General features: G+C 42.8%; 22 protein-coding genes. 9 read left to right on the top strand and 13 right to left on the bottom strand.

All coding sequences use genetic code 11. The features are described from left to right. Window positions 1-57: 57 nt before the first annotated feature. The gene (locus tag ACTNB8_RS06975; RefSeq protein ID WP_441053456.1) at window positions 58-1,374 is read right to left on the bottom strand and encodes a HAMP domain-containing sensor histidine kinase; all 1,317 of its coding nucleotides are present in this window, start codon (window positions 1,372-1,374) and stop codon (window positions 58-60) included. Beyond that, the gene (locus ACTNB8_RS06970) at window positions 1,358-2,074 is read right to left on the bottom strand and encodes a response regulator transcription factor (protein WP_441053454.1); all 717 of its coding nucleotides are present in this window, start codon (window positions 2,072-2,074) and stop codon (window positions 1,358-1,360) included. Before ACTNB8_RS06970 ends, ACTNB8_RS06975 begins: the two co-directional genes overlap by 17 nt. Before the next feature lie 227 nt (window positions 2,075-2,301). On the opposite strand from ACTNB8_RS06970, the gene ACTNB8_RS06965 reads away from it, so the two are divergent. The 4 genes from ACTNB8_RS06965 to bioA are packed head-to-tail and all read left to right on the top strand — an operon-like array spanning window position 2,302 to window position 5,775. After that, window positions 2,302-2,892, top strand: coding sequence for a biotin transporter BioY (locus ACTNB8_RS06965; protein ID WP_441053452.1), 591 nt, complete (start codon window positions 2,302-2,304; stop codon window positions 2,890-2,892). A 1-nt stretch (window position 2,893) separates the two neighbouring features. Further along, a complete protein-coding gene (bioB, locus tag ACTNB8_RS06960; RefSeq protein ID WP_441053450.1) occupies window positions 2,894-3,889 on the top strand; it encodes a biotin synthase BioB in 996 nt (331 codons plus the stop codon). Window positions 3,890-3,892: 3 nt separating this feature from the next. Next, entirely contained in the window at window positions 3,893-4,591 is a 699-nt protein-coding gene (gene bioD, locus ACTNB8_RS06955) for a dethiobiotin synthase (RefSeq protein WP_441053448.1), read from the top strand. Then, window positions 4,588-5,775: an adenosylmethionine--8-amino-7-oxononanoate transaminase gene (gene bioA / locus ACTNB8_RS06950; protein WP_441053446.1), complete on the top strand. Its 1,188-nt coding sequence runs from the start codon at window positions 4,588-4,590 to the stop codon at window positions 5,773-5,775. The genes bioD and bioA overlap by 4 nt, the downstream gene beginning before the upstream one ends. A gap of 27 nt (window positions 5,776-5,802) precedes the next feature. Here bioA and ACTNB8_RS06945 read toward each other — a convergent pair whose 3' ends face one another. Continuing rightward, a complete protein-coding gene (locus ACTNB8_RS06945; RefSeq protein WP_441053445.1) occupies window positions 5,803-6,354 on the bottom strand; it encodes a hypothetical protein in 552 nt (183 codons plus the stop codon). An 869-nt stretch (window positions 6,355-7,223) separates the two neighbouring features. On the opposite strand from ACTNB8_RS06945, the gene cobI reads away from it, so the two are divergent. Genes cobI through ACTNB8_RS06930 form a run of 3 tightly spaced genes read left to right on the top strand, consistent with a single transcriptional unit; the run spans window position 7,224 to window position 9,493 of the window. Continuing rightward, on the top strand, window positions 7,224-7,910 hold the full coding sequence (gene cobI, locus ACTNB8_RS06940) for a precorrin-2 C(20)-methyltransferase (RefSeq protein ID WP_441053443.1): 687 nt from the start codon (window positions 7,224-7,226) through the stop codon (window positions 7,908-7,910). Next, window positions 7,907-8,749: an ABC transporter ATP-binding protein gene (locus ACTNB8_RS06935; protein WP_441053442.1), complete on the top strand. Its 843-nt coding sequence runs from the start codon at window positions 7,907-7,909 to the stop codon at window positions 8,747-8,749. The genes cobI and ACTNB8_RS06935 overlap by 4 nt, the downstream gene beginning before the upstream one ends. Before the next feature lie 12 nt (window positions 8,750-8,761). Continuing rightward, window positions 8,762-9,493, top strand: coding sequence for an ABC transporter permease (locus ACTNB8_RS06930; RefSeq protein ID WP_441053440.1), 732 nt, complete (start codon window positions 8,762-8,764; stop codon window positions 9,491-9,493). A 93-nt stretch (window positions 9,494-9,586) separates the two neighbouring features. On the opposite strand, the gene ACTNB8_RS06925 is transcribed toward ACTNB8_RS06930, so the two are convergent. Then, on the bottom strand, window positions 9,587-10,447 hold the full coding sequence (locus ACTNB8_RS06925) for a pyridoxamine kinase (protein WP_441053438.1): 861 nt from the start codon (window positions 10,445-10,447) through the stop codon (window positions 9,587-9,589). A gap of 103 nt (window positions 10,448-10,550) precedes the next feature. Here ACTNB8_RS06925 and pdxR point away from each other — a divergent pair, with 103 nt between their 5' ends. Further along, window positions 10,551-11,864, top strand: a complete 1,314-nt coding sequence (gene pdxR / locus ACTNB8_RS06920; RefSeq protein ID WP_441053436.1) for a MocR-like pyridoxine biosynthesis transcription factor PdxR — start codon at window positions 10,551-10,553, stop codon at window positions 11,862-11,864. A gap of 16 nt (window positions 11,865-11,880) precedes the next feature. On the opposite strand, the gene ACTNB8_RS06915 is transcribed toward pdxR, so the two are convergent. The 3 genes from ACTNB8_RS06915 to ACTNB8_RS06905 form a co-directional block, all read right to left on the bottom strand. Next, window positions 11,881-13,233: a PucR family transcriptional regulator gene (locus ACTNB8_RS06915; protein WP_441053434.1), complete on the bottom strand. Its 1,353-nt coding sequence runs from the start codon at window positions 13,231-13,233 to the stop codon at window positions 11,881-11,883. A 40-nt stretch (window positions 13,234-13,273) separates the two neighbouring features. After that, a complete protein-coding gene (locus ACTNB8_RS06910; protein WP_441053432.1) occupies window positions 13,274-13,909 on the bottom strand; it encodes a cobalamin B12-binding domain-containing protein in 636 nt (211 codons plus the stop codon). 120 nt (window positions 13,910-14,029) lie between these two features. Continuing rightward, window positions 14,030-15,040 carry a uroporphyrinogen decarboxylase family protein gene (locus ACTNB8_RS06905; RefSeq protein WP_441053431.1) on the bottom strand — a complete coding sequence of 337 codons (1,011 nt, stop codon included), beginning with the start codon at window positions 15,038-15,040 and terminating at the stop codon, window positions 14,030-14,032. Between the two features lie 322 nt (window positions 15,041-15,362). On the opposite strand from ACTNB8_RS06905, the gene ACTNB8_RS06900 reads away from it, so the two are divergent. Beyond that, a complete protein-coding gene (locus ACTNB8_RS06900; protein ID WP_441053429.1) occupies window positions 15,363-16,946 on the top strand; it encodes a PucR family transcriptional regulator in 1,584 nt (527 codons plus the stop codon). 68 nt (window positions 16,947-17,014) lie between these two features. On the opposite strand, the gene ACTNB8_RS06895 is transcribed toward ACTNB8_RS06900, so the two are convergent. From ACTNB8_RS06895 to ACTNB8_RS06870, 6 genes are all read right to left on the bottom strand, one after another. Next, window positions 17,015-17,788 carry an arylamine N-acetyltransferase family protein gene (locus ACTNB8_RS06895; protein ID WP_441053427.1) on the bottom strand — a complete coding sequence of 258 codons (774 nt, stop codon included), beginning with the start codon at window positions 17,786-17,788 and terminating at the stop codon, window positions 17,015-17,017. A 16-nt stretch (window positions 17,789-17,804) separates the two neighbouring features. Beyond that, window positions 17,805-18,344: a DUF2284 domain-containing protein gene (locus ACTNB8_RS06890; protein WP_441053426.1), complete on the bottom strand. Its 540-nt coding sequence runs from the start codon at window positions 18,342-18,344 to the stop codon at window positions 17,805-17,807. A 9-nt stretch (window positions 18,345-18,353) separates the two neighbouring features. Next, the gene (locus tag ACTNB8_RS06885; protein ID WP_441053424.1) at window positions 18,354-20,063 is read right to left on the bottom strand and encodes an ASKHA domain-containing protein; all 1,710 of its coding nucleotides are present in this window, start codon (window positions 20,061-20,063) and stop codon (window positions 18,354-18,356) included. A 132-nt stretch (window positions 20,064-20,195) separates the two neighbouring features. Beyond that, on the bottom strand, window positions 20,196-20,828 hold the full coding sequence (locus tag ACTNB8_RS06880; protein ID WP_441053422.1) for a corrinoid protein: 633 nt from the start codon (window positions 20,826-20,828) through the stop codon (window positions 20,196-20,198). A gap of 55 nt (window positions 20,829-20,883) precedes the next feature. After that, the gene (locus ACTNB8_RS06875) at window positions 20,884-21,699 is read right to left on the bottom strand and encodes a methyltetrahydrofolate cobalamin methyltransferase (protein ID WP_296155400.1); all 816 of its coding nucleotides are present in this window, start codon (window positions 21,697-21,699) and stop codon (window positions 20,884-20,886) included. Window positions 21,700-21,975: 276 nt separating this feature from the next. After that, window positions 21,976-22,617 (bottom strand): precorrin-8X methylmutase, encoded by a 642-nt coding sequence (locus ACTNB8_RS06870; protein WP_441053420.1) that lies wholly within the window; start codon window positions 22,615-22,617, stop codon window positions 21,976-21,978. Between the last annotated feature and the right edge of the window lie 22 nt (window positions 22,618-22,639).

Genomic DNA, 22,639 nt, shown 5'->3' with positions numbered 1-22,639 from the left:
TTTTTCTGACAATTATCTGATTTTTATGTTTTGCAGTTATATAATTTCAATTTTATATCATACTACGGTCGGGAAATAAAGTATCAGCCGAAATGTTTCATTTTCTTTTCCGGCAATACATTTTCCTCCCATTTTTGCCATCATATTTTTGATACTCTGGATTCCAACTTCTGTACTTTCATTTTCCTCTGACTGCATGGCTGCCCTGTTCTCAAAATAAAAGCCTTCCATATTTCCATTCTTTACTGAGCCTATTATGACCGGACAGTTTATGTCCGCATATTTCTGTATATTGGAAGTAACATTATCAAGTATCCTCGAGATATAGTCCATATTTACCTGAATTTTAACATCATTCCATTCTACACAGAAATCAACCTGATAACCCTGCTGGCGGAGATAACTGACTGTTTCTGAAAACAGATCATAAAAGATGAGTTTTTCATTTTCCGGATCTTCCAGCTGAATTTCCCTGCCACTGCTCACAAGAGAATACTCAAAAAGATTATCCGCCAGCTGTTTCATTCTTCTTGTTTTCCGCTCTATCTTTTCGATATATTCTCTGAATTGCTGCTGGTCTTTGTATGTTCCTTTTTTCAGTAATTCCGTATACAGCATGATCGAAGTCAGCGGTGTGCGTAGATCATGTGACATCTGCGTTACTATCTTCTGGTTTTCTCTGACGATTTCTGCCTCCTGAATACTCTGATTCCGAAATGATTCTCTCATACATTCCAGTCCGCCTGCCAGAGCTGCCAGTTCATCTTTGCCATTAACAGTAATCTTATATTCCAGATTTCCGCCTTCCAGAATTTCAATCTCCTTACTAAGCTTACGGATATATTTCATTTTTTTACGTATTCCCATGAGTACCATGACAATAAAAACAGAAAACGCAATGATCAGCTCACCCAGAAAAGCATAGTTATAAAGCTGATAATCAAATACGCCTGAAATCCCCGCTTCTGCCTCTCCATCAGCAAACTCAACTGTATAAAACTGACCGCTGGTATTTTCATCCAGATAAACCGGTTCACTGCTGTAATCTCTGTTATCAGGATAATCAGAATCAAAAACCAGTTTTCCATCTTTATAAAGCCACAACGAAATAATGACAGCCTTCGTTGTAACCCAGTCAGACAGTTCTTCTGTATCTTTTGTGTCAAGGTCTTCGCTGCTTACATAACTCTGAAGTTCCGCCACATAATTTTTTTCTCTTTTTGCCGAATAATTAGAATGATTATAATAATAGTAGACAACATTTTCTCCTGCTGTGTTCAGTCCATAAAACACAGTCAGCGCCACAACACCTGATATGACAATAAGTACCACCAGCTGAAAATACAGGGAATTGCGTCTAGTCACACCTTGCATCAAATTTGTACCCCTTTCCCCATACTGTAGTTATATATTTGGGATTCTGCGGATCTGTTTCTATTTTTACTCTCAGCTTGCGGATATGTACCATTACGGTACTGTTGCATGAGTAAAAATAAGGCTCATTCCATACACTCTCATACAGATTCTGGGCGGAAAAAATCTTTCCCGGATTTTCCATCATAAGGAGCAGCATCCGGTATTCTATATCTGAAAGATCTGTTTCTTTTTCATCCAGAAAAAGTTCGTTATATTTCTGATTTATTTTTATCCTGCCTGTTTCAATATAATCCTGGTTTTCTATCGCATCTGTTGTATTTTTGCCAAGATAGATCCTGTATCTGCGTATAAGAGCTTTAACTCTTCCAAGAAGTTCCCCATAGGAAAAGGGCTTGGTCAGGTAATCATCTCCACCTGCCATAAGACCGGTCAGTTTATCATCTTCCTGCACTTTTGCAGTCAGAAAAAGGACGGGAACATTTGAAAAACGTCGAATTTCTTTGCATACCTGTATCCCGGACATTCCGGGCATCATTACATCCAAAATCACAAGGTCTGTATCACTGCTGAGTGTTTCAAGACCATTTCTGCCATTTTCGGCCTCGCTGACTGTATAATTTTCACTTTCAAGAAGAATCCGTATTCCTTCACGGATGTCTGCATCATCTTCTATAATCAGTATATGTTCCTTTGTCAAATGAATCTTCTCCTTTGTCTAAGGTTTCGATGGGTATATCTTATCACATAATAGAGGGGCGTAAACCTTAAACTTTCTTAATAATGCAGAGACGGGTACAAAGAAAGTATCATATTATATTTACGCTGGTTGGTCATCCAAATTGTAAACTTGTAATATTTTGAAGGTTGACAATTGTGGGAGGTCATTTTATAATTGTAAACCACAATATACCAGGAGGTTTACAAATGTCAAAAACAAAAACTCTGATCTACTGCGGACTTTTTACAGCTCTTATTGCTGTAGGCGCATTTATCAAAATCCCGGTACCTGTTGTACCTTTTACACTGCAGTATCTCTTCACCATGCTCGCCGGACTGCTTCTCGGCGCCCGGAAAGGTGCTTTCTCCGTAATTGCCTACATGGTACTTGGACTTGCCGGTCTTCCGATTTTTTCAGAAGGCGGCGGTCTATGGTATGTATTTAAACCAAGTTTCGGTTATATCATCGGTTTCTGCATCGGAACTTATGTGACCGGAAAAATTGCAGAAAACCTTCGCAAAAAGACTGTCCTCACATACCTTATGGCCAACCTTGCAGGACTTATGCTCGTCTATGCAGTAGGAATGATCTACTACTATATCATCTGTAACTATGTGATCAATACACCTATTGCTGTATGGCCGCTGTTTCTTTACTGTTTCCTGCTTGCTGTTCCGGGCGACATCTGCCTCAGTCTTCTCGGTGCAGTACTTGCGAAAAAAATCCGGCCTGTAATCAGTCAATATACAATTCCACAGCCACTTCAGCCAATTTCATTACATACGGAGGAAAACTGATATGAATACATTCACTGATCCACTTATACTCGCACAGGAAATCATTGACGGCAGAAGAATAACCCGTGAAGATGACCTTTCCTTCTTCCTTACCTGTGATCTTGACCAGCTTACAGAAGGTGCCGATAAGATCCGCGAAGCGCGTATCGGAGACAAAGTCGATCTCTGCTCCATTATTAACGGACGCAGCGGCCGCTGCCCGGAGGATTGTAAATACTGTGCACAGTCAGCACATAATCATACCAACTGTGAAGTCTATGATTTTCTTCCGGAAGAAAAAATCCTCGAGGCCTGTCGTATGAATGAATCCGAAGGTGTTGACCGTTTCTCCATTGTCACAGCAGGAAAAGCCCTGACAGGGAAAGAATTCGACCAGGCTATCCATGCCTATGAAACCATGCATAAAGAATGCAAAATCGACCTGTGTGCTTCCATGGGCTTTCTGACTTCCGAACAGCTCCACAGACTCCATGAAGCAGGCGTGACAAGCTATCATCACAATATCGAAACCTCACGGAGAAATTTTCCCAACATCTGCACCACTCACACCTACGATATGAAAATCGAAACTCTGAAAAAAGTCAAAGCTGAAGGAATGTGTGCATGCTCCGGTGGTATCATTGGCATGGGTGAAACCTGGGAGGACCGTCTGGACATGGCCATCAGTCTTGCTGAACTTGGTATTGACTCTATCCCACTCAATGCTCTGATGCCGATTCCCGGAACTCCCCTGGAACATCTTCCACAGTTGTCCGAGAAAGACATTCTCCGCACGATTGCATTTTTCCGCTACATCAATCCTGATGCGAACATCCGTCTGGCTGCAGGCCGGGCTCTCCTTACCAATGACGGAGAGACTGCGTTCAAAGCCGGTGCCTCCGCTTCTATTACCGGAAACATGCTGACTACTGTTGCCTGCGCCACAATCCGGAGCGACCGCAAAATGCTGACGGATATGGGACGCAATGTAACACCTGAATACTGGAAGGAAGTGTAAAAAATGAGCAGAGCACTTTTTGTCACAGGAACCGGAACTGATATAGGAAAAACTTTCATCACTGGTCTAATCGTAAAAAAGCTTGCTGAAAGTGGAAAAAATCCAGGTTACTACAAGGCTGCAATGAGTGGTAATGACCGCCGTCCTGACGGAAGTCTTATACCCGGAGATGCCCTTTTTGTCCAGCAGATTTCCGGAATACGTCAGCCGCTGAATGAAATGTGTCCTTATGTTTACGAAAATGCTGTTTCTCCTCACCTTGCTTCACGAATTGAGGGGAATCCAGTTGAAATGTCCATTGTAAAACAGGGGTTTCAGAAAACTGCTTCCACACATGATTATGTCACAGTTGAAGGAAGCGGAGGTATCCTGTGTCCCATCTGTTTTGACGAACGAAAAATCCAGCTGGAAGATGTAATAAAAGAACTTCAGCTTCCAAGTATTCTTATTGCAGATGCAGGTCTTGGCACTATCAACAGTGTTGTCCTCACTGCTGAGTATATGAAGGCTCATGATCTTCCTCTCAAAGGAATGATCTTTAATCATTTTCATCCCGGAAATGTCATGGAGGAAGACAATATTTTTATGTGTGAAGATATGACAGGTCTTCCCACTCTCGCCCTGGTAAAAGACAGCGATACAGAACTTGATATTGACATTGACGTACTTACATCACTTTATGAGGAGGTAAACCTTAGATGATCTGGTATCCATATGAACAGATGAAAACCATGAAAGAACCCTATAAAATTTTTGACGCAGAAGGTGTTTATCTTTATACGGAAGACCAGAAACTAATTGATTCTGTTTCTTCCTGGTGGTGTATGATCCACGGGTATAAACATCCGGAACTTACTGCTGCGATCAAAGAACAGGCAGATAAGTTCTGCCACGTAATGCTTGGCGGTCTGACTCATGATCCGGTAGAAAAACTTTCTCAGAAACTCCAGGAATTTCTTCCCGGTGATCTGGATTACTGTTTCTTTTCTGATTCCGGAAGTGTGGGTGTGGAAGTATCACTGAAAATGGCTTTGCAGTACAATACAAACCAGGGCAGGAAACGCCCTCTTGTACTTGCCCTGGAACACGCGTATCACGGAGATACTTTTAAGGCAATGGAAGTTGGTGACGATGAAGATTATCATTTTGCCTTTGACAAAAAAGAAAGTGTAATCCATATTCCAACAGAGATTCCGGCACTGGAAGAAGTTTTTGAAAAATATCATGACCAGCTGAACTGCTTTATCGTGGAACCGCTTCTGCAGGGTGCAGGTGGTATGCAGATGTATGATATTTCTTTTCTGAAGCGTGCAAGGGAACTCTGTACGCAGTATGATGTTCTTCTTATTTTTGATGAAGTTGCTACTGGTTTCGGCCGTACTGGAAACCGTTTTGTAGCAGATCTTGTACTGCCGGATATCCTTGTTCTTGGAAAAGCCCTCACCGGCGGCTATATCGGGCATGCTGTCACTGTTGCCAACCACAAAGTATTCCAGGCTTTTTACAGTGATGATGACCGTCACGCACTGATGCACGGACCTACTTTTATGGGTAATCCCCTGGCATGTGCAGTGGCATTAAAGGGAATTGAAATTTTTGAACGTGATAATTATATGGAAAAGATCCATCGGATCGAGGAAATTTCCCACAGGGAAATGGACGGGTTCACTGACCCGAGAATAAAGGAAATACGTATCATGGGCGGCTGCACCTGTGTGGAAGTACATGATGGCAAAACCCTTGAGGGCTTTCAGCAGTTTGCTTATGAACATGGCGTTTTCAGCCGTCCCTTCCTGAATTACATGTACACTATGATGCCTTATGTGATCCAGGAAAAGGAGCTGGTACAGATTTTTGATGTGATGAAAGAATGGTTTCGAAAATAAAATCTGAAATGCTGTATCATTTTTTCCTTAACAGCGGTTTCGTTTATTTACAAAATAATTGAGGATTCCACCTCCTACTATGATCACCATCGCCACTGCCACTACACGTTTCGCTGCTTCCTGTGGCATCTGGCTTTTGGAACCGATGGAATCTGAATAGAATGTCAGGTGATACTGAATTTCTCTTGGTGCTCCCATTGCTGTTGTATCAGCGATCACCGGCATCTGTTCATCCATTGTGAGTACCGGGATCTCAAATACGGAATTCATACCTTCCTCGTTTGTGGGAAGGTATTTTTCTTCATCTACGATCATGTAATCATAGTTGGAACTGCTCCACTGAATCTGGGCATATGCTTTTCCGTCTTCTACCTTCAGTATTGTAGGAGAAGTTACGCTCGCTTTTCCACTACCTCCTTCTAGATCTACCTGTATGGAGTATTCGCCATCTTCTTTATCGGTGGTCATTGCATTTGTATCTGCTGAGCCAGCGAATGTAAGACATGCCGGTGCAGACACTGACATAAGTATGGTGGCTGTTGCCGCCATCATAAAACATTTTTTTGTTACTTTTTTCATGATATATCTCAACTTTCTTTTATAAATTATACATTCTTATATTTTGTATTTATGTATTCACGCAAAAACATTGAGAACACGGAGTACTGCGACAACACTGCGTTTTCTGTTTAGTCCGTGCCTTGCTTATTTGCCGTCATTCGCACAGAACTCGCTTCGCTCAGACATTGTGCTCGGTGACGGCAGCTGGCACGTCCTGCACGACGAAAGCCTCGTGAGCGTTGCAGTATCCGTGCTTCTTTGTTTTTGCTGAACTACATCTCTACCCGTCTGTCATCTCCACCCAACAAAAACTATGTAATCAACGTCTTCTCAACATTCACTCGATTAGGCTCGTACACACTATCAACATAGCGCTGCTTTCTCACCCTCAAAAATTAACTATAAAGGTCTGCTGATGGAAATTTGAGCAGCAAAAATTGTAATTATGAAGTATACAGGGAAATATGACATACCAGCCTGTACATCACACTCTGCAGGAGACGTCTGATATTCTTAGATATGTTCTGGCTGCTTTATGAGTGAAAATTGCTTGTCTGAGCCGAAGGCGAGTTTGCAATTTTCAGGAATGCATTTTGCAGACAGGTTATATCTTAGCATATCACGTCTCCGAAGCCCGTGATGTACAGGCTGGTATGCTTATATTTCCCGTAAAGCATCATGCATTATTCATTCTCATACAACTCCATCAGGCAGACCGCATATATAAATTTCACTATTCTATTCCATTCCCACATCATACCATAGCAAATCCTGCATTGCAAACCCTTAATAATTCTAGTATAATAAAAAGAATGTGTGAAGTTACTGTTCACTCCGTTCACAGCAACTTGTAAAATACAAAAATCATTTTAAGGAGGCTTTTACAAATGAAAGGAACTTTATATGGTGTAGGCGTTGGTCCGGGAGACCCGGAATTAATGACACTGAAAGCAGTCCGCCTGATCCAAGAAAACGAAATTATTGCAGTACCGGGAGCCGATGTCAAAGAAACTGTTGCCTACAAAATCGCAGTACAGGCTGTTCCTGAACTTGCAGAAAAAGAACTTCTTCCAATCTATATGCCAATGACACATGATCCGGAAGAACTGGAACACAACCATGCAAAAGGTGCAAAAACACTGGAATCCTATCTTGACCAGGGCAAAAACATTGTTTTCCTGACACTTGGTGATCCATGTGTATACTCCACATTCTCCTATCTGCAGCACAGAGTGGAAGCTGATGGATATCATACCGAACTAGTCAGCGGTATCACCTCTTTCTGTGCAGCTGCAGCAAGACTGAATGTTTCTCTTTCTGAATGGAATGAACAGCTCCACATCGTACCTGCTGTTCACCGCCTTGACAACGAACTTACAGAATCCGGCAACTACGTTCTCATGAAATCCGGAAAGAAAATGAACCAGGTAAAAGAAATCCTGGCAAAAAGCGGCCGTGACGTTCTCATGGTAGAAAACTGCGGAATGCCTGACGAACATATTTATCACAGTGTGGAAGAAATTCCGGATGATGCCGGCTATTATTCTCTGATCATCGCAAAGGAGCATAAATGATCGAAACACGTAATCTGACCAAAAAATTTGACAATTTTACAGCTGTGGATTCTCTGAATCTGAAAATTGAAACCGGTGAATTTTTCGGTCTGCTTGGCCCAAACGGTGCTGGAAAAACCACAACCATCAGTCTTCTTTCTACGCTTCTGCTCCCAAGTTCAGGCGAAATCCTCATTGACGGACAGACGCTGACGAGAAGCCGTCCGGACCTGAAACGCAAGATCAGCGTGATCACACAGGAATATTCCATGCGCCAGGATATGAATATGGATGAGATCATGGAATATCAGGGCAGATTATATTTTATGCCACGTAAAGAAATCAAAAAAAGAACTGAAGAACTTCTTGAGTTCTGTGATCTTCTGAAATTCCGCAAGCGTACAGTACGTAAACTTTCCGGCGGTATGAAACGTAAACTGATGGTCTGTCGTGCTCTTCTCACAGAACCGGATATTCTTCTTCTGGACGAACCTACGGCAGGAATGGATGCTCTTTCCAGACGCCAGATGTGGAATCTTCTCCGAAAACTCAATGACAGAAACCTGACAATACTTCTGACTACGCATTATATGGAAGAAGCCCAGAATCTCTGCGGACGCGTTGCGCTTATGGATCACGGTAAACTCGAAGAGATCAATACCCCGTCAGGACTTATCGAAAGCCTCGGTAAATATACCGTAGATGAACCTACAGCTGACGGAACCATAAGTCATTATTTTTGCAGCCGGCAGGAAGCTATTGCCTATCTTTCCGGAATTTCCGAACAGGCAACACTTCGCGAAACAACTCTGGAAGATGTTTTTGTTGAACGTGCAGGAAAACATCTTTCCCCGTCATAGGAGGTCAGCATCATGGGTATAATTACAATTTTATGGGAAAAATGGGTCGAATTCCGAAGAGATTTTTACAAGATCACTCTGGCTGCCATGATTGCGCCACTGATGTATCTGGTTGTTTTCGGTATGGGTATACAGACTATGTCCCACGGACAGCCTTATCTGAACTTCCTGATCCCGGGTGTAGTTTCCCTGACTACCATGAACGGAAGTTTCAATGCCATAGCCCAGAACCTGAATGTGCAGCGACTGTATGAGAAGGCTTTTGATCAGGTGATGATCTCTCCCACTCCGCTGTGGCAGTTTATCGCAGGACAGATCATAGGAGGGAGTCTCCGTGGTTTTTATGCCGGGGGAATCATTCTGATCCTGACAGCCCCCATTGATACAGGTCTTATCTGGAACGGATGGTCATTTCTTGTAATGCTGCTGAACGGAGCTGTTTTTTCCGCAATCGGTGTTGTGGTTTCTTTTCTTGCAAAAAATCATGCTGATGTACCGAGATTTTCCAACTACATCATCATGCCGATGGCATACCTCTGCAACACCTTTTTTTCAACAGAAAAACTGCCGGGATTTCTCGGTAAATTTGTGGCCGCACTTCCACTTTCACAGACAAGCCACATGATCCGTGGTATTGCCTCCGGTGAAGGACTTTCCTTTACGGGAATCGGAATACTGGTCACTTATCTGGTGGTATTTACAGCCATTGCATCATGGTTTATCTATAAGAAAAAAAATCTGTAAAATGTGTAATAGCTGTTACACTATAAAATCAAAAGCTCATCCTCAGACAAATTCTGAAGACGAGCTTTTTTCAGTTGAATTAATTCATGTTCGTTACTTCGCCAGCTCCGCAAGATGTGCTTCAAAGCATATCCCTTCATTGCGGTCTGTTCCTTCCAGTACTGCATCATGAATGCCTTTCGATATAAAATCCACTGCTTTTTTTACAGTAGATACGGTATCTATTCCCTTCACCATTCCGGCGCTGAGTACAGATGCAAAAATATCACCGGTGCCTGAATAGCTACCCCCTTCTTTGCGGGTGGTGATCCAGGTCTGTGATTCTGACTGGCAGATCAGATTTCCCATCTCTGCCTCTCCTTCAGAAGAAATGCTGATACCTGTGATCACTGCCTCTACCTTAAACTCTTCTGTAAGTCTCCGTCCTGTTTTTTCAATTTCGCTGAGATATTTTTCCTCTTCCAGAACACTCAGACGATTCCATTCAGCATGTGCTTTTTCCCTTCCATAAAGAAGAAGCAGAGCTTCAGTAAGGTTCGGTGTGATGATATTCGCTTCTTTTACAAGGAAACGCATCTTCCGGCAGAGCTCTTCTGTATAGATCGGATACTCTTCACCATCATCTCCCATGACCGGATCTACGAGGATCTTCGTCTCAGATGTTTTGAACTCATACATAAATTTCACAGCTTTGTCTGCCTGGGCTGCATCTGCAAGAAATCCTGTATAAATTCCGTCCGGATGGAAATCGAGTTTTTTCCATTCGTCCATAATAATATCCATACGGTCTGTATAATCATCACAATAATAAGATGGAAATCCGGTCTGGCAGCTTAGGATTGCTGTAGGAAGCGGGCATGCCTGGATTCCCATTACAGAGATCACCGGAATTGCGGCTGTCAGTGAACATTTTCCCATTCCGGAAAGATCATTCAGTACTGCTATTTTTTTCAAGGTAAGTACTCCTGTCTTGTTTTTTTTGATATTCTGTTTTACAATAGCATTTAAGTGTATACGAAAAAATAACCAGTTTTATTCATTTTTAAGAGGACAGTTTATGAGTTTATCATTTCATCAGGAAAATCAGAAAGAGAGTCTGTATATACAGGTTTACCAGCATTACCGGGATCTGATCATGGAACATCGTCTGCCTGAGGGAAGCCGCATGCCTTCGCTCAGAAAATGTGCCCAGGAACTGAAGCTGAGCCGTACAACCATCGAAAATGCCTATCTTCAGCTGGCTGCTGACGGCTACATCATCGCCAAAGCCCAGAGTGGATATTATGTTACTGGTATTGCCTCTCAGGAACCTGCTCCGGACAAAAACACCGCCCGGAAGCACCCTGATGTCAGATATGATTTTGCTTCTTCAGGTGTTGACCGGGAAAGTTTCCGCTTTGATCTGTGGCAGCGCTATATCAAAAGCGCCCTCAGACAGAACGAACGTCTTCTCTCCTACGGCGAACCACAGGGAGAGGAAGACCTCCGCCAGGTTCTCTGTGAATACGTACGCCAGCACAGAAATATCAGCTGTTCTCCTGATGATATTGTGATCAGTGCAGGTGTCCAGAGCCTTCTCCATATCCTCTGCCCCCTTGTTGCTGACAGGAAAACCGTTTCTTTCCCCACACCGTCTTTTGTTCAGGGAAGTACTGTCTTTTCCGACTATGGTTTTCAGATACATTACCGTGACAAAGACTGCGATATCATCTATGTTTCTCCTGCACACATGACCAAATGGGGCGAGATCATGCCCGTTTCCAGGCGAATGGAGCTTGTTCATTATGCAGGTACACATGGAAGTCTTATTATCGAAGATGATTTTGAAAATGAATTTGTGTACCTGCAGAAACCCACACCTTCTCTGTACAGTCTTTCCGGAGGACATGAAGTTATCTATATCGGATCTTTTTCGAGACTGCTACTGCCTTCCATCCGTCTCAGTTTTATGGTACTTCCGCCTTCGCTTGCCGAAAGCTACAGACAGCGTGCTTCCTTCTATAATCAGACTGCTTCAAAGGCTGAACAGATTGCTCTCTGTCAGTTCATACGTGACGGCCATCTTGCTGCACAGACAAGAAGGCTGAAACGCCTTTATTCCCAGAAAACCAAAGCCCTGCTTCAGGAAGTCAGGAAGATTTTCGGTACAGACAGTCAGATCCAGATCGGTGCAGCAGGAACAAGCCTTGCACTCACCCTTCCCTGTTCATTTGCAGGAAAGGATCTGAAACAAAAAGCTCTTTCCAGAGGACTGCGCATAAGCATCCTCCGGGAAGAGCCCGGATATATCACATTACTTCTTTCCTGTTCTTCCATGAGCGAGGAAGATTTTGCACCTGCATGCATTCTTCTGCATGAGATCGTCAGCTGATCCTTACAGCTGTATCTTACAACGATACTTCAGCGTCTTCCTGTTCGAGAAGTCTGAAGGAAAAACTCAGATAAAAATTTTCGTCGGGATCGTCCAGTTCACACTGGAGGATCTCTTTTATTTTGTCAAGACGATAAAGCAAAGTACTTCTGTGGATAAAAAGAGCCTCCGCAGTTCTTGTCGCATTCAGATTTTCGTCCAGATACGTACGCAGTGTTTTCATATACTCAGACTGATTTTCTTCATCTGCCTCCTTCAGCTTCAGAAGATTTTCATGACATATCATGGAAGCCGGCAGTCTTCGTGTAACCTGCTCCATAATATAAGTAAGTGCTATCTGATCAAAATGATGAATCCACACATATGGTTTGTTGCGGCTTCCTACATCAAGCGCTGTCCTCGCCTGTATGAACTGTCTTCTGAAATACATATGACCCTTCACACATCTGCTGTAACCGGCTTTCAGATAACTGTCCCTGATAAAATAAGTCAGCACGTTTCCTATATCTTCAGCATCTTTTTCGAGGAGAGTCATATTAAAAAATGTGACGATCTCTCCCTCGAACAAAAAGCTCACCGACTGTGGAAACTGCTGTTTTATGTAATGGCAGATAGCATTTGTGGAAAGATTTTTCTGATTCAGATAAGTAAGCTGAAGAATAAGGCTGAGATATGTATGCTGACTGCTCCAGCCATATGTTGAGAGCTTTTTGCTCATTTCCATATAGTCTGCTGTCCTGTCGCTCAGGATTTTCTTGAAGATTCCGGCAAGAGGATCTTCTCCACCAAGACTTTCACTGTATGTCAGGAAAATTTCCAGATAATCTGCAAGTGTATCCAGAAGGCATTTATCTCCTTCCGTAAATTTCCTGTTCCACTCATGCATGACAACCCTGCAGACATTTTTTCCTTCCGGAAAGAGATTCCTGTTGAGACTTCTGACTCCGCTGATATAGGCAGGAAACAGAACCGTTTCCCTTGAATCCTGCATCTTCTGATATTCACTGCTCTGCATCAGTGCATTCATATATTCCATATCAATTCCGTCCTTATGAAACAGGCGGGATTTTTCAGGCATTGTTTCTATTCCTGACTCTCCGAGAAGATCAAAGTCAAGACTCATGACAAGAAGTGGATTGCCGATAAAGTCTGCTGAAAGTTTCAGTATCCTCTGAAGGCTTCTTCCTCTCATCACTTCTTCTCTGAGCCGGTTTTCCCATTCGTCACATGCATCATAAATTCTCTGTACAGAATCAATTACTGCGCTTTCTGACAAATCAGGTGCATATTTTCCTGGCATTCCTTCCTGACCGACAGTCTGATATTCTTTTTGAAGCTGCTCCTGAATATATGCTGATGACAGTTTCATTTCTGTTCCTCCTGAGTTCAAGATCTTCTCCCAGCTGATATCATAACACGAATTTTTTGGCCATCTCTGCCGCATCCACACAGTTATCCGTGTAGCCGTCCGCTCCTATCTCTTCTGCAAGTTCACGAGTCACTGCACCACCGCCCACCATGATCTTATATTTATGTTTGGGATCATTTTTTCGAAGTGCTTTTACTACCTGCCGCATCTCCGGAAGCGTTGTGCTGAGGAGTGAAGATATGCATACAATTGAAACTTCCGGATTCTGTTTTACTGCACGGAGAAACTGCTTTTCGGAAATATCCACACCGAGATCAATGACTTTGAATCCTGCTCCACGAAACATCATGGCAACCAGATTTTTTCCCACATCATGAAGGTCTCCCTCAATGGTTCCCAATATGATAGTTCCGCACTCTTTCTTTGTATAATCCCGGTTCATTTCTTTTACTGCAGCAAATCCTTTCTGTACGCTTCTTGCAGATGAAAGGATTCCTGGAATATCCACTTCCTGGTTACGATATTTTTCTCCTATGTCGCGCATGGCAGGTACCATTACATCTTCTACAAGCACAACCGGGTCTGCCCCTTCATCCAGGGCTTTTCTTACCAGCTGTTCTGTTTCATTCGGGTGTCCGTGTTCCACTGCCTGTGCCAGTTCTTCAAGTATAGTCATGCTGTCTTATCTGCCCTTTCTTTTTTAATAGTTACTATTATTCTACCAAAAAAAAAGCTGTTCCACAATCCTGTATTGAATTGCAGAACAGCTATTATTGTCGCGTTACTGTCTGTTCACTTAGATTCCATATGTCTCTTTGTTGTATTTTGCAATCTCATCATCAATGATCGGATCAACATGCGGGAACAGACAGCCGGGTCCGCCGTAAGTGATACACGGAATAAAATGTCCACCCGGTGCATAGTCTTCACAGGCTCTTCTTACTTCTTTACGGATTTCTTCTTCTGTTGAATCCACACGGTCAACAATGGAAGCATCAATTCCTCCCATAAGAGTCATTCTTCCAGCCAGCTGTTTCTGAAGTTTCACAATATCGTTCTGTGGAAGTGTTCCCTGCCAGATATCAATTCCAAGATCAACCATATCTTCCACAATAGGTTCCATAAAGGAATCTGCATGGTGCATGATGATCACACCATGATCTTTCATATATTTATAGGATTTTTCATACTGCGGTTTAATGAATTCTCTCCATGTATCCGGGCTTATGAACAGCGACTGTTTTGAGCCCCAGTCATCATGGGAAAGAATGATGTCCGGCTGAAGGTTATCTACGATCAGTTTTGTCAGCTGGAAACGATATTCTCCGATGGCATTGCAGAGATCCATCATATCATCAGGCTCCAGGAGGAAGTTTACCAGCATGTCCTCAAATCCCATCAGGAAGTGAAGTCTCTCAAAAACTCCTGTAGGCATGAATGCCATGAAAAGGCTTCCGGAATCCTTAATCTCCTGTGCTTTCTGTTTAAATGGCTCCCACAGTGCAGGGTCTGAACACTGGCCAACGATATCCGGGATCACAAGCTGATCTTTCCATTCTGTGATATCATCAATAACCTTGTTGTCTTCTGTAACATGAGGCATGGCAGCAAGCTGCTCCTGCGGCCAGAGAATTTCAGTTCCGAAAAGATCTTTCATTGGTTCCATACCACGATGACGGTTTCCACGTACATAATTGTTCGCAGGGTTTGGCGGAAAGAAAGTTGCTCCTTCATACTGTCTCAGAAGTCTTTCTGGTTTTCCGTCTTTTTTTATTGTTTCAAGTAAAATTTCTGATGCCTTAAGCATAATGATTCCTCCTTTATGTCCATATGAATTTTATTTGTTTTCAGGATCCAGCATCAATCTCAGCCTGATACTGGATAACTTGTCAAGCGGTTAATGCCATTTCCACAACTTCACGTTACTTTTAATAGTTACAGTATAGCTATTTTTTTCCTTTTCGTAAATCCGCACACTTCTTCATTCTTTTTCTTTTGCTTCATACATTTTGTACAGCAACTGTTGTAAATATATACAAAAATATTTCTCTGTATTTTCTTTTTATTTTTTCCGCAGCATGTTATAATTACCAGTAAATACAAGGTTTTTATAAATTGGAGGGAATATTTTGTACAATACCGATTATTCAGCCAGCGATCATCACACTGGTTTTCATCTTAATCTTCAGATTATTGCCGACGATTTTGCGGATAAAAAAGAAGATGTTTCCATTATCGGCAGAGAGGACCCCCTGAATCTCGATGGTCTTCGCATATACCAGCCCGGAACTTCTCTGAAATCCTGTTATCTGTACCTTATTTTCGGCACTGCCCTTTCAGAAGAATTTTATCACTATAAAAATATTGCCTTTGCTGTTATAGGAAGCGGAAATCTCTCCTGTTTTTCTGAAAGCTGCAGGATTCTTCACCTAAAAGGGGTTCTGTCATTTTCGGATATCTTTAACCAGATACAGCAAACCTTTGAAAAATATTACAATTGGGATATCCAGCTTCAGCTTGCTCTGGGAAATGTAAACCCTCTTGATGAAATGCTCGAGGCAAGCCTTGAAATTTTTCATAATCCTGTTTTTGCCCATGACACCAATTTCTATATTCTTTCCTCTCCGAGACATGTGACCGGTATGTCTGAATGGATTCATGACAAACGGACCGGGAAGCTTATCGCACCTTTAAGCCTGATCCAGGATTTCAAGCTGGATGCCGAATATCAGCGTACCCTTACTACCCACGGTGCCAATATTTATTCTGAAGAACTTCGTGGCTACCGTATTCTTTATATGAATCTCTGGGTAAACGGGAACTATCAGGGTAGACTCTGCGTGGATGAACTCCAGACAGAGATCCAGCCTGGACATTTTTTTGCGCTCGAATATCTTGGATCCTTTATTGAACTTTGTATCAGACGTCATAATCTGTTTCAGATATCAATGGGAAATGATACCCGTCAGTTTTTCGCTGACTATCTTTCAGGCAAAATTTCCGAGCTTCAGGCGATCACGGACCAGATTCAGTACCTGAACTGGAACCGCCATGACCGTTACCTGATACTCCGTCTGGAAACACAGCAGCAGGATGACCGTATGCACTCATCTATTGCCACACTCGGCCATATCGAGGCTCAGATACCGGAGGGGCTGGCCTTTACCTATCAGCAGGGGATTGTCGTGATCGTAAATCTTTCCTTCAACCACTCCTCGGCCTCTGATGTGATCAGTTCACTTGCGATCATTATGCGTGAAGGGCTTTTTAAAATGGGCGTCAGTTCTGGATTCCGTGATTTTCTTCTGATCCCTCAGGGCTATATCCAGGCAGTTTCTGCTCTCCGCCTCGGCAAAAAAAGTCAGAGCATGATCTGGTGTTATCGTTTTGACGATTATCTTCTGGAGTATATGCTTTCCCGGATCAGTCATCAGATAAGTCCTGAACTTCTGGTTTCTTCACGCCTGACAGAACTTCAGGAATATGACCGCAAAAACAACACAGAACTCTGTCAGACACTTAAAGTTTATCTTGAACATGAAAGAAACTCTCTTCAGACTGCAAAAGCTCTCTTTATCCACCGTAGTTCTCTGACTTATCGTCTGGAACGGATTCAGAAGATTGCTCACATTAATCTTGACAATCCCAGGGAGCGTCTGCTTACACAGATATGTTTTCAGCTCATACAGGAAAAAGACCCGAAAGTCATCTGACTGTCGGGCCTCTCTTTATTAGTCAAGCGGATATTCACAATTGAAGCAGGGGGGCTTCCTTGATTCGGTTAATATTCCAGTCCGAAATAAAAACGCATCCACATCCGAATGGTCTCTTCAGACTCACTTACTTTTGTTTCTATGCTTCCGTCTTCCTTCTGAATTGTAAGCACATCACCGGTCAGTGCCACACTCCCCTCTGGCTCACAGATACTGACTACCCTTTTTTGTGTAAATAATACATTAGGGGCTTTTGCACAGTAATAATTCATTATTTCAAAATCTGCTTCCAGTGCAGGTATAAGTGCAAAACGGAGTATTGGCAGAAAATCTTCATCTTTTCTGCGTTCTACAAGAACTTCACCATTTGTGTTTTCAGGTTTCACAGTGATCCGGAACTCCCCGTCACGTTCCTTATGTACACCGTCTTTCAGTTTTACCGGTCTTTTCGGACCTGGTCCTCCATATCCGACATCACAGTAATATATTCCGTCAGGCAGACTTACTATCGTTGCTCTGTGAAGCATTGGGGGAAATTTTTCCTTTTTCCAGAGGATCCGCACTGCCACAGGCATAACCTGAAATCCAAGTTTACCCAGAAACTCATAAAACAGTTTATTCAGTTCAAAGCAGTAACCTCCACGTTTCCGGATAATGATCTTCTCAAAAATATCACAGCTTTCGAGCGAAGGAACTTTGCCCTCCTCAAAAGATTCCAGATTCTCGAATGGAATACTGCAAAGCTGGTGTTCCATCAGCTTCTCCAGACAGTTTCTGTCTGTTTTTATTTCATCTTCATATCCGATACGTTTCAGATATGCTTCCGTTTCTCTTTCATTCATATTTTCGGCTCCTGTTCTATTCCAGAAGATAACAGCTTGTATAGGCAATGGTACATGGTCCATAATAATAATCCAGACTGTTCGCTTTACATACCTGTGTTACCAGCATTCCATATGCTTCCATTGAGGAAAAAGCCTGATCAGGAAAGCGACATGGTGCATCAGGATATGTACATTCTTTACATTTTGTACAGCATCCGGCTCCGATCGGAAGCATGCCCGGCCATCTTTCCCTGAGAATTTTTTCAAACTCATAAAAATTTTGTTTGTGAAGAGCTTCTGTTTCCATCATAGTTTCTCCATCCATCGGATCTTCAAGCTGTCCCACTGTCTGAACTATGATGCCTTCTCTGTATCTTTCGATTTTTTTCCTGCATTCTTCCAGATCTCCGCAGCCCGGCGGACAGCTCCATCGCCTGTTATACATATGGCAGGTGTTTTTTTTGCACATTTCCCTTACTTCCGGCATCAGTTCTATGGTATCTCTTTTCAGAAGCGCCACATGAGAAAATCCTGCCTTCTTTCCCATTTCTTCCAGTTCTTTTATGTCAATCATATACTCCTCCTATTCCATTTCCGGAAAGCAGAGTTCATCTACAAAGCAGTCCTGAAATTCCGGTGAGGCTGCCAGTTCCACAAATTCAATATTACGAACCACCTGATTCATTTCTTTTCGTTCCTGTGCATTCAGGAGTGCTGTCTTTGCACCTTCTCCTGCTGCATTTCCCACAGGAGTGATCTTATCCAGAAGCGATAATGGAAACATCCCGATCTCAGCTGCACTTTCCGGATTCATGTAATTTCCAAAAGCTCCTGCTATGTAAACTCTGTCGATATCCTTTTCGGTAATTCCAAGCTGTTTCATAAGGAGATGGATTCCCGCTGCAATAGCTGCCTTCGCAAGCTGAACTTCCCCGATATCTTTCTGCGTCAGATACACGCCCCTGTCATTTCCTGATTTTTCAGGCGGAACAAGCATAAATACATTTGATTTTTTCTGTCTGCTTTCCAGGTGGCCGCTTTCATCTATAAACCCTGCTTTATAAAGCTGCGCAACAAGGTCGATAAGCCCGGAACCGCACAAACCTGTCGGAACTGCATTTCCAACTGTTGTATATTCCCAGTTACCATCTCTGTATACTACATGATCTACTGCTCCTAAGGCTCCGCGCATTCCACATTCAATCTTCGCACCTTCGAATGCAGGACCAGCAGCTGTAGAACAACAGGCAAGCCTTTCTCTGTTTCCCAGAACCATCTCACCATTTGTACCAATATCTATCATAAGACTTGTCTCTTCCTGCTTATCCTGCCTGAGCGTCAGAATACAGCCACAGGTATCTGCACCAACATATCCGGCAATATCAGGAAGCATGATAAGCTGCCCTTTTCTGTGAATATGAAGTCCGTACTGTTCTGCTTTCAGAGTAAGTCCCTGACTGAACGCAGGATTATAGGGCGCATGTACCAGTGATGCAGGAGAAATTCCCAGAAAGAGATGATGCATACAGGTATTTCCCACAACGCATACCTGACAGATATCAGTTCTTTCTCTTCCGGCATCTTCTGCCAGCTCTCCTGTCATTTCATCAACTGCCTTCTGTATACAGCTGCTCAGCTCTTCTGTTCCATGTTCCAGTGCATAATTGGCCCTCATGATCACATCTGCCCCGTACTGAGCCTGCGGGTTCATTCTGCTTTTCAATGCCAGAACCTTTCCATCCAGTGCGTCCAGAAGATATCCGACTACTGTCGTTGTTCCGATATCAAAAGCAGCAAAACAGATTTTCTTTTCTTCTCTGCTGATATCCAGAATCTCGTCACCTGCACAGATCACATACCATTCTTCCGCTTCTTTTCTGTATCTGTATAATTCCGAAGCAATTTTAAGATCAGGTTTTATATGATCTCCATTCGCAAGCTGACGTACAAGTCTTTCCCATTCTGATGAATTATCGCCCATTTCCGGCTTACAAAGCACTGCTTTCTGCTGCGTAAGATCCGGCCTGAAAGTCACTTTTCTTTCTGATCCCTCTGTCAGTATCTCATAACCGGAATCACTCACCAGAGTATCCACTTCCATATCTTTCCGTATTTCTGTCTGACAGGCAAGTACAGACTGTCTGTCCGCTTTCACACGGCATTTTCCGCATTTTCCCTGCCCTCCGCAGGGTGCATCAGGTATAAGACCTGCCATTCTCTCTGCCTCAAGGATTTTGGTTCCGGCTTCCACCTGGATTTCTTTTCCTTCTCTGATAAATTTTACTCTGTACATACCATTCCTCCGGTAACTGTTTTCTGCATTCATTATAAACCAAAAGCCGCCCTGCCGTCCATGACCTGCACAGACATTACAGAGCGGCCCTCAGTTATCCTGAGATAAACTTTAATGGGATTCCTGATTTATTTATGCTACCAGAGCTTTTGCAAGAACTGCTGCGCTTGCTGCGTCCTCTGAATATCCGTCTGCACCGATTTCATCAGCAAATTCCTTGGTAATAGGAGCTCCACCGACCATGATCTTGACATTGCCTCTGAAGTCTTCTGCATTGAGGGCTGCAACTGTATCTTTCAGGGACGGCATGGTTGTTGTAAGCAGAGCAGAAAGTGCAATAACTTTGACATCCGGATTTTCTCTGTAACATTCGATTACTTTTGACGCAGGTACATCTACACCAAGATCAATAACTTCAAATCCGGCACTCTCGATCATCATGGCAACAAGGTTTTTGCCGATGTCGTGAAGGTCACCTGCTACTGTTGCAATAATCAGTTTGCCCATGCTTCCTGTTGCACCGGAAGCAAGATGTGGTTTCAGTACATCAACACCTTTTTTCATTGCACGTGCTGCAACAAGCATTTCCGGAACAAAGATTTCACCATTTTTGAATTTGTCACCGACAACAGCCATTGCATCGATCATGCTGTTAAGAATTTCTGTTGCATCACAACCTTCATCAAGAGCTGCCTGTACTGCTGCACCTACAAGTTTTGCTTTACCTTTTTCTACTAATTCTGCTACTTCTGTAATTTTTGACATAACTAATACCTCCGCTTTTTTAATTTATCCTCATTTTCCGCATATGAGTTCTGTTTTATTTTTTGACAGGTCCAATCATGCCTTCTCTGTATGCTCCGATATATTCCATACAGTAATCATCAAGACCAAGAAGTGCCTCTGTCGCATATACGAGTCCAAGCATATCTCTGTTTGTAGGATCCATGATCGCACTGTCAAGACCTGCATTCATTGCCAGAACAACAAATCCATAGTTGATCAGTTTACGTACCGGCAGATTGAAAGAAATATTACTTACTGCCGCTGTGATATGTATTGATGGATACTGCTTTCTGACAGTCGAAATTACTTCTATATTCATTTCAATTCCATCTTCTGAAGTACAGAGCATCTCAACCAGCGGATCGATATGAATACGATCAGGTGAGATCCCATACTCTTTTGCTTTTGCCATGATCTTGTCAAATACTTTCAGTCTGTCTTCCGCACATTTCGGGATACCTGTGTCGTCACTCAGAAGTGCGATCACCTGCCAGCCTTTGTTTTCCGGCTGTGCCATAACAGGAAAAATCTTGTCGATCTTGTCCCCTTCTCCTGATACTGAATTAAAAATACCAGGTCTCTTGCAGAATTTGTATGCCTGAACAAGAACATCTGCACTCGGACTGTCTACAGAAATCGGAAGATCTGTAACCTCCTGGATACAGTCGATCATCCATTTCAGGGTTTCTACTTCTTCTGCTTCCGGAACAGATGCACAGCAGTCAATAAAACTTGCACCTGAATTTGCCTGTGCGATTGCTCTCTGTTTAATAAGCTCAGCATCTCTGTTTGCGATTGCTTCCGCTACAGAAGGAATAGATCCGTTGATTTTTTCGCCTATGATTATCATTTTTTATCCTCCCATAAAATATAGTTTTATCCGTTTCCGGATTCCCCATTTGAGTCCCATTTCTTTTATAAATTAATTGTATCAAAATAAATACAAAATTCCAGCCGCATTTTTTATCATATACGTCGTCGTCATTCCTACAAATTGTAGGAACGTTTTTTTGTTTTTAGGTACAAAAAAAAGACACAGGCCTTTCATCTGTGTCTTTGTGTTTTTTGACGATTTTTACTTATTATTTACAAAAGCAATATCTTATCTGTCAGTTTTTTGCAGTCATCAGTCTCTTCTGTTGTCAATCATGTACAGTAGTGCATTACAGATACAGGCTGCGATATTGCTTCCACCTTTGCGGCCTTTCGCCACAATGTACGGAACATTTGCAGTCATGATCAGCTCCTTTGACTGTACTACATTGACAAAGCCGACCGGAACTCCTATGATCAGTTCCGGAGCAAGTCTGTCCTCTTCGATCAGTTCATAGAGACGCACAAGTGCTGTGGGCGCATTGCCGATTGCAAAGATCAGCTTACGATCCAGAGAAGCAGCCTTATCCATACTTGCCGTTGCTCTTGTGGTTCCATGTTTCTTCGCCAGTTCTGCCACATCTTCGTCAGACATAAAGCAGTATACTTCACCACCATATCGGGAAAGTGCACGTTTATTTATCCCTGCTTTTGCCATCTGTGTATCTGTTACAATACAGGCTCCGTTTTTTATTGCCTCCATTGCCTTTTCGATAACATTTTCGGAAAAGCAGAGGTTTTCCGCATAGTCAAAATCCGCACTCGTATGAATACATCGTTTCACTACAAGCTCTGTCCCCGGCACAAGCGGAGTATCACCCAGCTCTTCCGTGATAATCTCAAAACTACGTTTTTCTATTTCCATAGGTTTTACATTTTCAAGTTCAACTTTCATCTGTCCGTATTCCTTCTCCCTC

This window comes from Blautia sp. HCP28S3_G10 (genome assembly GCF_052065235.1).
Lineage (GTDB): Bacteria > Bacillota > Clostridia > Lachnospirales > Lachnospiraceae > Blautia_A.
This window is presented reverse-complemented; position numbering and strand designations above follow the sequence as displayed.

What these genes read in the sequence shown, in the direction of transcription:
- ACTNB8_RS06935 (WP_441053442.1), top strand. Translation starts at nt 7,907, where the DNA reads ATGATCGAAACACGTAATCTGACCAAAAAATTTGACAATTTTACAGCT.
- pdxR (WP_441053436.1), top strand. Translation starts at nt 10,551, where the DNA reads ATGAGTTTATCATTTCATCAGGAAAATCAGAAAGAGAGTCTGTATATA.
- ACTNB8_RS06965 (WP_441053452.1), top strand. Translation starts at nt 2,302, where the DNA reads ATGTCAAAAACAAAAACTCTGATCTACTGCGGACTTTTTACAGCTCTT.
- ACTNB8_RS06905 (WP_441053431.1), bottom strand. Translation starts at nt 15,040, where the DNA reads ATGCTTAAGGCATCAGAAATTTTACTTGAAACAATAAAAAAAGACGGA.
- ACTNB8_RS06890 (WP_441053426.1), bottom strand. Translation starts at nt 18,344, where the DNA reads ATGATTGACATAAAAGAACTGGAAGAAATGGGAAAGAAGGCAGGATTT.
- ACTNB8_RS06930 (WP_441053440.1), top strand. Translation starts at nt 8,762, where the DNA reads ATGGGTATAATTACAATTTTATGGGAAAAATGGGTCGAATTCCGAAGA.
- ACTNB8_RS06910 (WP_441053432.1), bottom strand. Translation starts at nt 13,909, where the DNA reads ATGACTATACTTGAAGAACTGGCACAGGCAGTGGAACACGGACACCCG.
- ACTNB8_RS06870 (WP_441053420.1), bottom strand. Translation starts at nt 22,617, where the DNA reads ATGAAAGTTGAACTTGAAAATGTAAAACCTATGGAAATAGAAAAACGT.
- bioA (WP_441053446.1), top strand. Translation starts at nt 4,588, where the DNA reads ATGATCTGGTATCCATATGAACAGATGAAAACCATGAAAGAACCCTAT.
- cobI (WP_441053443.1), top strand. Translation starts at nt 7,224, where the DNA reads ATGAAAGGAACTTTATATGGTGTAGGCGTTGGTCCGGGAGACCCGGAA.
- ACTNB8_RS06875 (WP_296155400.1), bottom strand. Translation starts at nt 21,699, where the DNA reads ATGATAATCATAGGCGAAAAAATCAACGGATCTATTCCTTCTGTAGCG.
- ACTNB8_RS06975 (WP_441053456.1), bottom strand. Translation starts at nt 1,374, where the DNA reads ATGCAAGGTGTGACTAGACGCAATTCCCTGTATTTTCAGCTGGTGGTA.
- ACTNB8_RS06885 (WP_441053424.1), bottom strand. Translation starts at nt 20,063, where the DNA reads ATGTACAGAGTAAAATTTATCAGAGAAGGAAAAGAAATCCAGGTGGAA.
- ACTNB8_RS06880 (WP_441053422.1), bottom strand. Translation starts at nt 20,828, where the DNA reads ATGTCAAAAATTACAGAAGTAGCAGAATTAGTAGAAAAAGGTAAAGCA.
- ACTNB8_RS06895 (WP_441053427.1), bottom strand. Translation starts at nt 17,788, where the DNA reads ATGAATGAAAGAGAAACGGAAGCATATCTGAAACGTATCGGATATGAA.
- bioB (WP_441053450.1), top strand. Translation starts at nt 2,894, where the DNA reads ATGAATACATTCACTGATCCACTTATACTCGCACAGGAAATCATTGAC.
- bioD (WP_441053448.1), top strand. Translation starts at nt 3,893, where the DNA reads ATGAGCAGAGCACTTTTTGTCACAGGAACCGGAACTGATATAGGAAAA.
- ACTNB8_RS06945 (WP_441053445.1), bottom strand. Translation starts at nt 6,354, where the DNA reads ATGAAAAAAGTAACAAAAAAATGTTTTATGATGGCGGCAACAGCCACC.
- ACTNB8_RS06915 (WP_441053434.1), bottom strand. Translation starts at nt 13,233, where the DNA reads ATGAAACTGTCATCAGCATATATTCAGGAGCAGCTTCAAAAAGAATAT.